Below are 12,310 nucleotides of genomic sequence, written 5' to 3'. Positions count from 1 at the left end.
CACCGAAATACACAATAGGTACACAGATATACAACGGCAACAGTGGGGCAGGACATGTGAAGTTAGCTAACCGCAAGCGGGTTAGCTAACTTCACTTTCCCCTATTATCGCATCTTCGATTCTCAAGGGGAGTCCTGCTCTGCGAGGCAAACTGGCTACCGCCAGAGGTAAGAGACTATGAATGAAATGCCGAAAAGTACCAGGAAGCATGGAAAGCATATTAGAGTGCCAGTTCTTCCTGATGAAGAAGCAATTATAAAAGCTAATGCAGAAGCATCGGGATTAAGTGCTGCTAGTTTTATTCGAAAAGTTGCAATGGGTTATGAGGTGGAATCCATAGTGGATATAAAGCAGGTCTTAGAGCTTAGCCGAGTAAATGGAGATCTTGGCCGATTAGGAGGGTTGCTGAAATTATGGCTAGCAAATGATCCAAGGACTGCTAATTTTCCACCTTCACTGATAAAAACATTGTTAAGTAAAATAGAATCAACTCAGCAAGAGTTGAGAAATATTATGGAGAAAATACTTGATAGGTGAATTCAATGGCTAACCGTACTAAGAACACTAACTAGTTAATTTTGAGGTGACGAAATGAAGGAATCACTGCAGGTTGGCACACCATTAAGAGCAATTTTAGCCGCTAAAAAAAATCTAACTATTTTCCTATCCGCATCTTTGATTGCGATAGCTGCGAAAGCCGGTATTCCCGTCATTGATGGGACAAACGTGGTTCAAACCACTATCAGCGCCGTCAATAACGTTCAGGCTGTTGCCAAGCAAATCCAGCAGTATCAGACGCAGTTGCAGCAGTATGAGAACATGCTACAGAATACTGTAGCACCTGCGGCATATATCTGGGATCAGGCTAATTCAACAATTAATAAGCTTCTGCAGGCTCAGGACACATTGAATTACTACAAGAACCAGGCGGGAAGCCTGGATTCATATCTTAGCCGTTATCAGGACGTAAACTACTACAAATCATCGCCCTGTTTTAACAGCAATATCAGCTGTACTGCAGATGAAATAAGTGCTCTTAACAACGCACAACAGAACAGCTCTGAAGCGCGTAAGAAAGCGAATGATGCTGTTTTTAAAGTTATAGACCAGCAACAGGGAACCTTACAGCAGGACGCTGATAACCTGGCTGACCTCCAGACTCAGGCCAGCGGAGCAACAGGACAGATGAAGGCTATTCAGGCGGCAAATCAACTTGCCAGCGCCCAGGCGAACCAGTTATTGCAAATCCGTTCATTGCTTGTTGCACAGCAAAACGCCGCTGCAACATTGGCACAAGTGCAAGCAGATAAAGAAGCCCAGCAAACAGTTGCTGATCAGAGAGCTTTATCTGGTGTTAACACCCCAAGTCCTAAAAAAAATTGGTAAAGGATTGCCGAATGTTAAATAAAATTTTTGTCCCTTTCATTATAACTAGCACATTGATTTTATGTTCTTGTGATAAAAACGATAAAGATTGTTTTTCGCCAGATAAGAGAGGTGACGTCGTGAAATATGATGACTGTACTTTGCGCAGTCATAATACTCCCAGTCCCAAGAAAGAGTGGTAATTATGAAAATAATCAAACAATTGATATTTTTATCTCCAACGCTTCTTTTTTCTCTAAATGCCTATGCAAATCAGATAAATAGTAGCGGACTGCTTGATAACTTGTTAGATAAGTATCAACAAGTTGCTAGTACATGGACTACAGTGCTTGGTGATTATGCTAATTGGCTATTTTGGGGATTAGTTCTAATAAGTATGGTATGGACTTTTGGCATGATCGCTATGAAAGGCGGAGGATTTCAGGATTTGCTTGCAGAAGTGGTAAGGTTCTTCGCTATCAATGGTTTCTTCTTCTTTATTTTAAAAAATGGTCCGGCTATATCAAAATCCATAATTGACTCATTGAGAGAACTTGCTGGTAATGCTTTAGGTACAGGGAATGGAATCTCTCCATCAAGTATAGTAGACATGGCTTTTGTCATATTAACAAAGGTTAGTTCGGCTGCTTCTATCTGGTCCCCTATGATTTCCACTATTATGATTACTGTTGCAATAATAGTTTTAGTGGTAATGTCACTTATAGCAGTTAATATGCTGATAATGTTAGTGTCTGCATGGGTGATGTGTTATGCAGGTATAATATTACTTGGGTTCGGCGGGTCAAAATTGACTTCCGATATAACTGTAAATTATCTGAGGACAGTATTGTCTGTTGGCATCCAGCTATTTGTGATGACATTAATTATTGGTATTGGGCAATCATTTATAGATCAGTATTTTTCTGTTATTAAAGATGATGTGCCGGACCTTAACAGCCTTATAGTTCTGCTTCTGGCGTCAATTGTTCTACTAGTGCTAACTAATAGATTACCACAGCTCTTATCAGGAATTGTTGGTGGTGCATCCTTACACGGGATGGGGGGATTTGGTGCAGGTATGATTGCCGGAGCTGCTACTACTGCAATCAGTAGTGCTGGCTCGATAGCATTGAGTGCTACGGCTCAAGCCAGTGGAGGGGCTTCTGCATTAAAAGCTGCATTTGAATCTGCACAAGCGGCTATGGCTGAGGAATCCGGTTCCGGAAACGGGGCAGGAAGCTGTGGTGCTTCGGAAGACACTGGCAACGTTGATGCTTTCGGCTCTGGTGCAGGTGCTAGCAGTGATTCAGCAGCAGGCGGCGGCTCCAATGGTAGCACCAGTGGTGGCAGTAAAGGATTTGCTCAGTCATTTTCCAAAGCTGGTCGCATGGCTAGCCATATGGGGAGTAGTTTGATTAACGGAGCTATGGATTATCAAACGACTAACCAAAAAATCAATTCAACTCGTGCACGGCAGACTATTGGGGAAGAGGTCGCGGATCACATACGTAAACGATCATCTGCTCAAGCGGGTAACCGTGAACATACTGAGTTTGAAGGTGATAGCTTATCTGGCAGTAAAAACTCTTGAATTAAGCGCGCCAGTTAGCGCGGTAACGTTAACTGACGCTTCCACTAAGCACCTATATGGAGGTGCTTAGTGGTTGATTATAATAGCTTTGTTTTAGAAGGAATAAAAATTCTTTTTACCGATAAAGAAAATGAGTTTATGAAGAGAGGTTTTTTTAATGATCTTTATGACCCATTAATTAATATTCTGTGCATTGAAAATTATTATCACGCAACAGGTGTTTATGATCTTGATGATGCTAATGAGCAAGCCAGGTTATTAAAAGACGCCATTTCTAAGTATCGATTGACTCACTAAAAAAAAGGCAGGGGAACTAAACGTTAACCTGCCTTATTTTAACACCCTTGTATTTATATGGGACTCATCAGATTGAAGACGGAAATGATTTCATCTCCACAATTTCAATTCCTTTATGTGTTATTTTGTAACATTCAGAATTTGATTTTCTAAGATACAAATATGAATCCCTTTTAGTATTACAATCTGTTGTGGCAAAGGCGTCAAGCAAAAGAAAGGAGCCTTGATGCTCTGGTATTATTGATATTGAAAATGAGCCAAGAAATAACAATGCTGCAGCAATAGATAATAGATCTGAAACTTTTAGGTAGCTATTTAAAGCTATTAGAATTTTTTTAAACCATATTTTTAATACTAGTCTTATTTTATCAATATTTACCGTCTTGAGTTTAAAGAATATAAACATGTTTTTATTTATTTTGTTTCCATTCTTCACTTGCCAAGGAAATAGCATAAAGCCGTACGGCATACCTATAATCAAACCCATTGTTAGAATATAATTAATACCCTTCTGATGTCCAATGAAGTCTTTCAATATATAGCAGAGAGGCATTGCTATAATGGCTGCATAAAAAGCCTGATAAGCGGTTATACTTCTTAAATATGTGTGTATGAATATACAGAGGCCATAAATGAATAAACATAGAGAAATTGTTAAAGCAAATGCATAGCCATAGGATGAATAATTTAAATACTCAGATTCGATCTCGTAGTCCCAATTAAGTTTATGTTTTGAATACCATAAGCTAACTGAAAATATCAATACTGTTGAAATCCATTTTACTATGCTATTTTCAATGATTTTATCAACATGTGTTTTTTTGTTTTGATACGCGCAAATAAGGAATGTTATTGATAATAAAAGGCTAAGGATTAAAAACAACCTATTTTGGGTCAGTGATGGGAATTTCATTATTACTATGATTGCACCAACTAAATAAAGAGAAGATGCTATGTTGAATTTTAAATTTGGGAAATATCTTTTAATATTAATCATTTAATATCCTTCATTTCAATTTCAGTGCTAAATCCTCAGCTTTAGGATGATAATAACGCATTAACATTCTCGGGTCTTTATGCCCTGTGATTTTTGTCAGCTCGTGCATAGGGAAGATTTCAGCCAGGCGTGAAGTTGCTTCATGCCGGAGATCATGAAATCTCAAATCTCTGAGAAAGGTGTCATCACATTGGGAGTTAGCTTGTTCATACCTTTTTCTGGCCCGTTTTACTGCTCGATCAAAAGCACGCGTAATTGCATCGGCACGCATATCGAAAACCTTATCATCAGTTTGTTTAGAACATTCCTTTAGATGGGATAGTAGCGTGACAGCCTTCGTTGATAAGGGGACATCACGGGCATTCCCATTCTTAGTATCTGGCAAATGTGCAACTCGCTTCTCAAGGTCGATAAAGCGCCATCGTAGTTCTGCGATCTCGCTACGGCGCATGGCTGTCTCTAACGCCAGAAGAATGATTGCTGGTAATACTGCTGAATGTGTTGCAGCGATGATATGTTCTATCTCGGTGGCTATTTCTTTCCCTGGCGTAACACTGGTTTTCTCTGAAAGTACACGCTGCGTTTCCAGGCGCCTTGTTCTGGCGTTCTTGGGTTGGGGTTTGCGAATGGCTTCTACAGGGTTAAGCAGGCTTTCCATGCCCCATTCTTTACGCGAAACGTTGAATACGTGAGAAAGTAACGCCAAACGCCTTAAAACGGTTGCAGGAGCATAGATTTTCAACCATTCATCTCTGAGTTTGGCGACATCAGCGCTCCTGATGCTGGCCATATAGTTTTTCGCCAGCTGAGTACCTTTTAGTATCCGCACTAGGGAGTGATCTTGCACTGCTCCTTTTTTGCCGGGAACAATCTCTTTTTCATAGCGCGTTAGGGTTTCATACAGTGTTGTAGATTCCGCTTCGCTCCGGCTGAGCCAAACACCTCTCGCCATTTCTGACTCGATCATTTTGGCCCATGCCTCTGCTTCCACTTTGGTGTTAAAGGTTTTGGTTTGGGAGGGAAAACCACGTTTACGGATCTGAGCTTCCCATTGGTAGTTACCACGTTTGCGTATAGTCGCCATTTCAGCCTGATTCCTAACGAACTGTGGCGATATTGTGGCAAAAAATCCATTTAAATTCGATATGTATTGATTTTATTAGATCAATTTACGCATTCGTAATGCGAAGGTCGTAGGTTCGACTCCTATTATCGGCACCATTTAAATCAATAAGTTACACATCATTAGTACCTTCCTTATTTTTTGACTGGGACAAATTTGGGACCGATGGGTTCAGGATCGAGTCTATTTGCCGTGCGTGTTCGGTAAGGTGATTAGGTGCAAGGTGAGCATATCGACGAACCATTTCGATAGACTCCCAGCCTCCCATTTCCTGTAACACTGACAACGGGACTCCGGCTTGAACCAGCCAACTTGCCCAGGTGTGTCTCAAGTCGTGAAATCTGAAATCATCAATACCAGCCCGTCTCAGCGCCGCTTTCCAGGCTGTGTTTGCGTCATACCGCATCTTCCTTACTGTTGGCGCTTTCGTTCCGTCTGGTTTGGTACAGCTTTCCTTGTACACAAATACCCAACGGTGATGATTCCCGATTTGTTTTTTCAATACGCGACATGCAGTATCATTCAGCGCAACGCCAATTGCGCGGTTTGATTTACTCTCTTCCGGGTTTATCCATGCCACCCGGCGCTGCATATCTATTTGTTGCCATTCAAGGTTGATGATGTTCGAGCGTCTTAAACCTGTTGCCAGTGCAAATTCAACAACAGACTTTAATGGCTCGGGACATTCATCAATCAGCCTTTGTGCTTCATGGGGCTCCAGCCAGCGGATCCGTTTATTCTTTGGTTGAGGCACTTTAATAATTGGTGCCTTATCCAGCATTTTCCATTCACGCTCTGCGGCTCTTAGTAGGGCCTTTATAAATGAAAGATGCGTAGCCTTCGTTGCAACGGACGCTGGTTTTGGCGTGTATTCTGGAACAGGTTTCCCTTTTTTTCTGCATGCTTCTGCCCTGAGTTTCCAGTTTTCCTCATGACGCCGGTTCGTCATTTTCTGCATTGCTGAATAAATTTTTGATTCAGTAATGTCTCTTAGTTGCATTCCTGCGAAATGTTGAAGCCAGAATCCGATCCGGCTTTTGTCATCGTCCAGTGATTTTTTATGTGCTTTCTCTTCAAGCCACCTGACACACGCTTCCTCGAACGTTATATCAGGTATTTCACCAAGTTTGCTGACCCGCCATGCTTCAGCCTTTAGCATGTCATGGAGTTCTGTCGCCTGCCTTTTGTCCTTTGTTCCAAGAGACTGTTTAAATCTTTTACCGTTCGGCAATGTGAAACTGGCGTACCATATTTCACCTCTGCGGAAGAGTGACATTTTCTTTCCTCTGTTATGCCATCACCCGCGCTCACCTGGACAGTATGCAGCGGAGACTGAAGAGCCGCAATGCAGGCTTGTCGTGTTGTGAGGTAAGGAGATTTATTCTTAGTGGGATCTTTGCGTGTTGCCTGAAGACGCCCTGTGCGTATCCAGTTAATGGCAGTCGGTCTGGATATCTTGAGAAAATGACAGGCCTCATCGAGTGTGAGGCTGTATGGCTCCATTATTTCACCTCTTGCTGTGACATTGTTGAAAAATGGATACCAGCTCGTTGCTGCCAGACGATCCAACCGAGAGTCATATCCCATGCCATGTATTCGTTATCGCCATTTTTTGCTCTCCGACGATCTACTAAGTCACCGAAACGCTTTTCCATGAATAATTCATAAGCTTCGCGTTCATCTGGTTCTACTTCCAGCGATAGGAGTGCGATTTCATAAGCACGGCGCTCAATATCGTCTCGCACGTCAAGGCTGCTGATACGCTCTTTAATTTCTTTAATCAGTTCTTTGTCGGTAAAAGTGATCATTATGCTCCAGCCTCCGGTGCTTTTGGCATTATTGCCCAGTGAGTGATATTGACGTTTTCAAGGTCCCCGACCTGAAATGTCCACTGCCATTCTCCGGTTTCTTTTTGTCCCCATGTGTACCAGAGAGAACGCCAGCCAATTAGCCAGCCTTCTCCGTTAGCATCGAATAACAAAACACTTTCATTTGCTGGTGGCAGTTCAGCTGACACTGGTATTACTTTGTTTTCCTGTGCTGCACATTTAGCTTCAAGCGCATCGAATTTACGCACCAGGTATTCAGCATCTGTTTCATTTACTTTCAGATCTCGCGGTACACATCTCCCACGAAGAAACCCTTCCATTTCGAAAACATTCATGCGCATTTGCGTAACTCCGATAACTCGTTAAAACGTTCCATACCCGGGAAAGTGACCTTGTGCCTTCGGTTCCTGCCACCAGCATCATCCAGGATAAAGCGAAAAAGGTGCTGGCGCTGAAAGTGGATCCGGAGTCGCCGGAGTCTTTTATGTTACGCCCAAAACGTCGCCGCTGGGTTAATGAAAAGTACACGCGCTGGGTTAAGACACAGCCGTGTGCATGTTGTGGAAAGCCTGCTGATGATCCCCACCACCTGATAGGTCACGGTCAGGGTGGAATGGGAACAAAAGCGCATGACCTCTTTGTGTTGCCTTTGTGCAGAAAGCATCACGACGAGCTGCATGCGGATACCGTGGCATTTGAAGAGATGTATGGCTCCCAGCTGGAGCTGATATTTCGTTTTATCGATCGTGCGCTGGCGATCGGCGTAATTGCGACAGCTTAAGTGTATGGAGCGCTGAGAAGTATGAATCAACAAGACTTGAATTTTGTCAGAATAGAACTACGTCGTGCGCTGTTTGACTTCTCTGGGGGGACAAAAGGGCAGCTTGAGGCTTTCACTGAACACCCACCAGCAGACAAAAATGCCACTCCACGCCGTGGAATTCATCTTGTCGAACTCGAAGGTGATAAGGGACCACGCTTTGTTAACTCGCTTTCCGCGCCATTGTACGTGCAAGAAACACGTAGCCGCCCCAGGCCAATGCCGCCGATAAAAGATGTAGAATTTGAGTCCGCGCCGTGGCGTAGGGCAGTGTCCGCGCTTAGTGGATACCAGCAGGCTTGGTTGCGGTACTGTTACGGTTTTGACCTTAACTATACGCACCAGGTGATGATGTGTGAATACGTCTGGAAGGCTTATCAGAAATGCTTGGGTAAAAACTCACTTCAGGAGCGCGTAGTAAAAAAACTAATAGGCCTAGTATGGCTTGCAGGACAGGAAATTGCTGCAACCCGAAACAATGAAACCTATAAAGACTACGCTGGTGCGGCGCTGGCCCGTATGGTTAGCGTTGACCGTTCGACATGGTTGCGCGTCTATTCAGGCCACTGGGCTGGGTTAAAGGCCGCTTTTACCCAGCTTGATGAGTCTGCGCTGGCCATGGCTCTTGAATACTATGAGGATGAAGAAGCTCTCAAAGTGGGAGAAATATGACGTAAATTTCACTATCTCCTTCAAACGCGCTTGCAAAATACAACAAAATAAGCCATATTGGAAGCATGTTTGATATGTTGCCAAAGTTTTATAAACCCGCCGACGAGCGGGTTTTTTGATATGCGACATAACCTATAACATTTTTTATAAAATAAAATATAATTGCTTTACCATTATCCTGTGAGTTGAGCAAATGTATATATTTGAATTGACCAAACCTGGCAACTGGCTTGAAAGTGAAGACAAAGAGTGGTCTTGGAAAATAGAACGGCTTTTGGACCATCTTGAATTTGCATTTTATGAGGCTAATGTTGCATTAAATTTATTTATGCAGCAGCAAAACAATCAAATAGAACAACAAGGGGTTTCGCAATTGCAATGGGAAAAAGAAATGCAAGAACGAAGAACCATCGAAACACTAGTTCGTGAGGAGTTAGGTTTATCCCCTTTTGAGAATCCTGAAAACATACAATTTGAGGTGGACGCGAGGTTTAAACGAGAAAAGTGGAGTTCTGGTGAAATTCCACGTAGCCACAAACATTGTGTGATTTTTATTTATGCAAAATCTTTTCTTTATTCTCTTGATACTATTGATAAATTTATAAAGGTTATTTCGAATGAACCTTATGCTCCTGAGTCGATAAAAGCCCTACACGATCAGATAGGTAAAGATTTTCCTGATCTCAGAGGGGTTAGGAATTCAACTCAACACCTCGAAGATAGGGCTCGAGGGCTTGGCGCAGGGAGAGAACCGAAGCCTTTGAATCTCCAGCCTATAAGTAATACCTTCATAAATGCACCGCAAGGTGCTTTGATATTAAATAATCTGAATGGCACCAAATTCGGGTCAACTATGTCTGATGGTCACTATGGTGAAGTGGACATTTCACCTGAATCGTTATCAAAAATGCAAAGTATTGTTCAGGGCGTTCTTGACTCGTTTAAGTGGGTTGGTAATCAGCAACACTTACCAAGTTAACTAAACTTAATTATTCATATTAAGGCTGCCATATGGCGGCCTTTTTATTCCCTTCACTTTTGAGAGGATTCACAGCAATTAAGAGGGGGCTAAATGTCCGATCCGATTTCCGGCACAGGGTTAGCTGCTGGAGTCCTGACAGGCGCTAGTGTTTATGGACTGCTGACCGGAACTGATTACGGTGTTGTATTTGGCGCATTTGCAGGGGCTGTATTCTACATCGCAACAGCAGCAGATCTGAGTTTATCGCGTCGACTGGCATATTTTATCGTGTCGTATATTGCCGGAATCCTTTGCTCTGGGTTGGTTGGCTCCAAGCTGGCAAACTTGACCGGATACAGTGATAAACCTCTGGATGCTATTGGTGCCGTAATCGTCTCTGCTTTAGCCGTTAAAATCCTGACGTTTCTGAATAACCAGGATATCGGTTCGCTGGTGGCGCTTATAACGCGCCGGGGAGGTTCAGGTGGAGCTAAATGACCCGACAGCAACTATAAATGCGCTGTTATGTGCTTGTGTTGTTATTACTCTGATGTTTTATCGTCGTGGTGATTCGCGGCATCGTCCTTGGGTTTCACGTTTAGCCTGGCTGATTACTGTTACATACAGTGCTGTTCCGTTGGCCTATCTCTGTGGGATTTATCCCCATTCCTCATGGCCCATTATCGTGGCGAATACTATTTTTCTTTCCGTGCTGGTGGCCGTCAGAGGCAACGTTGCACGTCTGGTTGATCATCTGAGGCACTAATGAACCAACAATTATTTCAAAAGGCGGCTGGTATTAGCGCCGGGCTGGCTGCGCGCTGGTTTCCGCACATTGATGCGGCGATGAAGGAATTCGGCATTACAGCACCAGCGGATCAGGCAATGTTTATCGCTCAGGTAGGCCATGAGTCGATGGGGTTTAGCGCCGTAGTTGAAAATTTTAACTACACACCATCTGCGCTGGTGGCGTCGTTCGGAAAGAGGATTACACAGCAGCAGGCTGATGCCCTTGGCAGAACATCCGGACATGCAGCTCGTCAGGATGCTATTGCCAATCTTGTGTATAGCAACCGACTGGGTAACAAAGCACCAGGTGATGGCTGGAAATATCGTGGTAGAGGATTAATTCAAATCACTGGCCTCCATAATTATCGCATCTGTGGCGCGGCGCTGAAGTTAGATCTGGTGACTTCACCTGAACAACTGGAACAGGAGCTACAGGCCGCGCGCTCAGCTGCATGGTTCTACACCTCTAAAGGTTGCATGGTCTACGGTACCGATATTAATCGTGTTACGCGCATCATTAACGGCGGTCTGAACGGTATTGAGGATCGTAAGGTTCGATACAACAAGGCGCGGGCGGCGCTGCTGGTATGAAGATGAGTTATTGGGCGCTCATTTTAACGTTTATTGCTTGTATTGCTGGTGGTCTTGTTTGGTCAGCGAATCACTATCATGGAAAGTTTCTGGAGGAGCAGAAGCGTGCTGACGCTGCGGAACAGCGAGCTGATTCTACTGAGGCTATCACCGCGAATGTTCTGCGTACTATGGCAATAACGAACATCATTCAGGAGGCGAATCAATATGCAAAACAGCAGATCGCACTGGAGTCACAGAGAACCCAGGAAGATATCAAAGTGGCTGTTGCGGATGATGATTGTGCTTCACGTCCTGTGCCTGCTGCCGCTGCTGACCGGTTGCGGAAGTACGCGAACAGTTTACGTGAGCATTCCGAAGACTCCACTACCAGTCAGCTTGACTTCTGATACACCTGTACCGTTTATACCCAACCCACTGACGTATGGTGCAAGTCTTGATTTGAATGTAAGTTTGTTATCCGCGTTGGCTCAATGTAATAGGGATAAGTCTGATATCAGAATCATTGATAATCAAAATTGATGTATATTTTTATCGTCATGTAGATAACGAACAAGGTATTCCTCTGATACGTTTCGTTGAATACAGGTCATGGGTAGGCATTGCAATATCGCTTCGAAATTATCTGTGATAATGCTCTTAATTTTGAATGTATGTATTTGGGAAAAGAGATAAAGTAATAGTCTAATTAATGGAGATATCCACAAAACACAAGAGGGACTATTATGCGACCAGATCAATTTTTCTATCCAGATACTTTTACCTTTAATTCATCCACCTATTATGGTCAACGTGACTCATCTAAAGGTCGATTGTATATTCTTATTGAAAGTGACTTATGTCCATTTAATATCGGCGATATCATTGTGCAAAAAATGGTCGACAGGGAAAGACTATTTGAAGTGCTTGATTACGAGGTACAAATTAGTCTCGAGGCTGGTTGCCCTGGCTACTCACATTTGGCGGTATTGATAGTGAAGGCATTGGATGTAAAAGAGAAGCCGAAGCAGATTACGACCCATTTGACGTTTAACGGTGCTATTAATGCTGGTGGTGATTTTCAAGCCGGTAATGACAATTCGATCACAAAGAATATAACCATTCAACAACTACATGATGCTATAGAGCATTGCAATGATCCAGAGGTTAAAAGCCTTTGGCAAAAGCTATTGGAAAATCCGACGTTTGCTTCAATTGCTTCAATATTGGCAAAAAGTGCTTTAGGACAGTAATTCATCAAGCCCCATTCAATATGGGGTTTTTATGCTTATTACA

The 12,310-nt window shown here is 43.1% G+C and carries 17 protein-coding genes, 1 tRNA gene and 1 pseudogene; 13 read left to right on the top strand and 6 right to left on the bottom strand.

Features of this window, described 5'->3' with window-relative positions; translation table 11 throughout:
* The first annotated feature begins 177 nt into the window (after positions 1–177).
* The 4 genes from traJ (at position 178) to AB4H76_RS18195 (ending at position 3,253) form a co-directional block, all read left to right on the top strand.
* On the top strand, positions 178–537 hold the full coding sequence (gene traJ, locus AB4H76_RS18210; protein ID WP_053275262.1) for a conjugal transfer transcriptional regulator TraJ: 360 nt from the start codon (positions 178–180) through the stop codon (positions 535–537).
* A 54-nt stretch (positions 538–591) separates the two neighbouring features.
* Positions 592–1,386: a P-type conjugative transfer protein TrbJ gene (gene trbJ, locus AB4H76_RS18205; RefSeq protein WP_053275263.1), complete on the top strand. Its 795-nt coding sequence runs from the start codon at positions 592–594 to the stop codon at positions 1,384–1,386.
* A gap of 184 nt (positions 1,387–1,570) precedes the next feature.
* Complete coding sequence (trbL, locus tag AB4H76_RS18200) at positions 1,571–2,956, top strand: P-type conjugative transfer protein TrbL (protein WP_205897068.1); 1,386 nt, start codon at positions 1,571–1,573, stop codon at positions 2,954–2,956.
* A gap of 69 nt (positions 2,957–3,025) precedes the next feature.
* A complete protein-coding gene (locus AB4H76_RS18195; protein ID WP_001403510.1) occupies positions 3,026–3,253 on the top strand; it encodes a hypothetical protein in 228 nt (75 codons plus the stop codon).
* A gap of 67 nt (positions 3,254–3,320) precedes the next feature.
* On the opposite strand, the gene AB4H76_RS18190 is transcribed toward AB4H76_RS18195, so the two are convergent.
* Complete coding sequence (locus AB4H76_RS18190) at positions 3,321–4,250, bottom strand: hypothetical protein (RefSeq protein WP_053275265.1); 930 nt, start codon at positions 4,248–4,250, stop codon at positions 3,321–3,323.
* Between the two features lie 10 nt (positions 4,251–4,260).
* The gene (locus AB4H76_RS18185) at positions 4,261–5,334 is read right to left on the bottom strand and encodes a site-specific integrase (RefSeq protein ID WP_053275266.1); all 1,074 of its coding nucleotides are present in this window, start codon (positions 5,332–5,334) and stop codon (positions 4,261–4,263) included.
* A gap of 25 nt (positions 5,335–5,359) precedes the next feature.
* On the opposite strand from AB4H76_RS18185, the gene AB4H76_RS18180 reads away from it, so the two are divergent.
* Positions 5,360–5,471: transfer RNA gene (locus AB4H76_RS18180), tRNA-Thr, on the top strand.
* 14 nt (positions 5,472–5,485) lie between these two features.
* On the opposite strand, the gene AB4H76_RS18175 is transcribed toward AB4H76_RS18180, so the two are convergent.
* Genes AB4H76_RS18175 through AB4H76_RS18160 form a run of 4 tightly spaced genes read right to left on the bottom strand, consistent with a single transcriptional unit; the run spans position 5,486 to position 7,543 of the window.
* Entirely contained in the window at positions 5,486–6,604 is a 1,119-nt protein-coding gene (locus AB4H76_RS18175) for a tyrosine-type recombinase/integrase (protein ID WP_247178741.1), read from the bottom strand.
* Complete coding sequence (locus tag AB4H76_RS18170; protein ID WP_276352901.1) at positions 6,526–6,960, bottom strand: helix-turn-helix domain-containing protein; 435 nt, start codon at positions 6,958–6,960, stop codon at positions 6,526–6,528. Before AB4H76_RS18170 ends, AB4H76_RS18175 begins: the two co-directional genes overlap by 79 nt.
* On the bottom strand, positions 6,876–7,181 hold the full coding sequence (gene yfdT / locus AB4H76_RS18165; RefSeq protein ID WP_000627693.1) for a protein YfdT: 306 nt from the start codon (positions 7,179–7,181) through the stop codon (positions 6,876–6,878). Before yfdT ends, AB4H76_RS18170 begins: the two co-directional genes overlap by 85 nt.
* Positions 7,181–7,543 (bottom strand): phage protein, encoded by a 363-nt coding sequence (locus tag AB4H76_RS18160; protein WP_032301943.1) that lies wholly within the window; start codon positions 7,541–7,543, stop codon positions 7,181–7,183. The genes yfdT and AB4H76_RS18160 overlap by 1 nt, the downstream gene beginning before the upstream one ends.
* Before the next feature lie 38 nt (positions 7,544–7,581).
* Here AB4H76_RS18160 and AB4H76_RS18155 point away from each other — a divergent pair.
* From AB4H76_RS18155 to AB4H76_RS18120, 8 genes and pseudogenes are all read left to right on the top strand, one after another.
* A pseudogene (locus tag AB4H76_RS18155) lies at positions 7,582–7,983 on the top strand (DUF968 domain-containing protein); the annotation flags it as partial.
* A gap of 21 nt (positions 7,984–8,004) precedes the next feature.
* On the top strand, positions 8,005–8,694 hold the full coding sequence (locus AB4H76_RS18150; protein ID WP_047612469.1) for a bacteriophage antitermination protein Q: 690 nt from the start codon (positions 8,005–8,007) through the stop codon (positions 8,692–8,694).
* A 193-nt stretch (positions 8,695–8,887) separates the two neighbouring features.
* A complete protein-coding gene (locus AB4H76_RS18145; protein ID WP_000275196.1) occupies positions 8,888–9,673 on the top strand; it encodes a hypothetical protein in 786 nt (261 codons plus the stop codon).
* A gap of 93 nt (positions 9,674–9,766) precedes the next feature.
* On the top strand, positions 9,767–10,153 hold the full coding sequence (locus AB4H76_RS18140) for a phage holin family protein (RefSeq protein WP_001673688.1): 387 nt from the start codon (positions 9,767–9,769) through the stop codon (positions 10,151–10,153).
* Positions 10,140–10,421: a phage holin family protein gene (locus AB4H76_RS18135; RefSeq protein WP_000422366.1), complete on the top strand. Its 282-nt coding sequence runs from the start codon at positions 10,140–10,142 to the stop codon at positions 10,419–10,421. Before AB4H76_RS18140 ends, AB4H76_RS18135 begins: the two co-directional genes overlap by 14 nt.
* Positions 10,421–11,035 carry a glycoside hydrolase family 19 protein gene (locus AB4H76_RS18130; RefSeq protein WP_001075794.1) on the top strand — a complete coding sequence of 205 codons (615 nt, stop codon included), beginning with the start codon at positions 10,421–10,423 and terminating at the stop codon, positions 11,033–11,035. The genes AB4H76_RS18135 and AB4H76_RS18130 overlap by 1 nt, the downstream gene beginning before the upstream one ends.
* A 207-nt stretch (positions 11,036–11,242) precedes the next feature.
* The gene (gene lysC / locus AB4H76_RS18125; protein ID WP_001181622.1) at positions 11,243–11,557 is read left to right on the top strand and encodes a hypothetical protein; all 315 of its coding nucleotides are present in this window, start codon (positions 11,243–11,245) and stop codon (positions 11,555–11,557) included.
* 203 nt (positions 11,558–11,760) lie between these two features.
* A complete protein-coding gene (locus tag AB4H76_RS18120) occupies positions 11,761–12,267 on the top strand; it encodes a hypothetical protein (protein ID WP_047612780.1) in 507 nt (168 codons plus the stop codon).
* The last annotated feature ends 43 nt before the right edge of the window (positions 12,268–12,310 follow it).

Origin of the sequence: Escherichia sp. UTM R2 (genome assembly GCF_048593455.1) — a bacterium.
In the GTDB taxonomy this organism is placed as follows: domain Bacteria; phylum Pseudomonadota; class Gammaproteobacteria; order Enterobacterales; family Enterobacteriaceae; genus Escherichia; species Escherichia coli.
Note: the sequence above shows the minus strand (reverse complement) of the source record. Positions and strands in the feature narration are given on the sequence as shown.

Coding starts and splice junctions, on each gene's coding strand:
- traJ (WP_053275262.1), top strand. CDS start 178: ATGAATGAAATGCCGAAAAGTACCAGGAAGCATGGAAAGCATATTAGA.
- trbJ (WP_053275263.1), top strand. CDS start 592: ATGAAGGAATCACTGCAGGTTGGCACACCATTAAGAGCAATTTTAGCC.
- trbL (WP_205897068.1), top strand. CDS start 1,571: ATGAAAATAATCAAACAATTGATATTTTTATCTCCAACGCTTCTTTTT.
- AB4H76_RS18190 (WP_053275265.1), bottom strand. CDS start 4,250: ATGATTAATATTAAAAGATATTTCCCAAATTTAAAATTCAACATAGCA.
- AB4H76_RS18185 (WP_053275266.1), bottom strand. CDS start 5,334: ATGGCGACTATACGCAAACGTGGTAACTACCAATGGGAAGCTCAGATC.
- AB4H76_RS18170 (WP_276352901.1), bottom strand. CDS start 6,960: ATGGGATATGACTCTCGGTTGGATCGTCTGGCAGCAACGAGCTGGTAT.
- yfdT (WP_000627693.1), bottom strand. CDS start 7,181: ATGATCACTTTTACCGACAAAGAACTGATTAAAGAAATTAAAGAGCGT.
- AB4H76_RS18160 (WP_032301943.1), bottom strand. CDS start 7,543: ATGCGCATGAATGTTTTCGAAATGGAAGGGTTTCTTCGTGGGAGATGT.
- AB4H76_RS18150 (WP_047612469.1), top strand. CDS start 8,005: ATGAATCAACAAGACTTGAATTTTGTCAGAATAGAACTACGTCGTGCG.
- AB4H76_RS18145 (WP_000275196.1), top strand. CDS start 8,888: ATGTATATATTTGAATTGACCAAACCTGGCAACTGGCTTGAAAGTGAA.
- AB4H76_RS18140 (WP_001673688.1), top strand. CDS start 9,767: ATGTCCGATCCGATTTCCGGCACAGGGTTAGCTGCTGGAGTCCTGACA.
- AB4H76_RS18130 (WP_001075794.1), top strand. CDS start 10,421: ATGAACCAACAATTATTTCAAAAGGCGGCTGGTATTAGCGCCGGGCTG.
- lysC (WP_001181622.1), top strand. CDS start 11,243: ATGCAAAACAGCAGATCGCACTGGAGTCACAGAGAACCCAGGAAGATA.
- AB4H76_RS18120 (WP_047612780.1), top strand. CDS start 11,761: ATGCGACCAGATCAATTTTTCTATCCAGATACTTTTACCTTTAATTCA.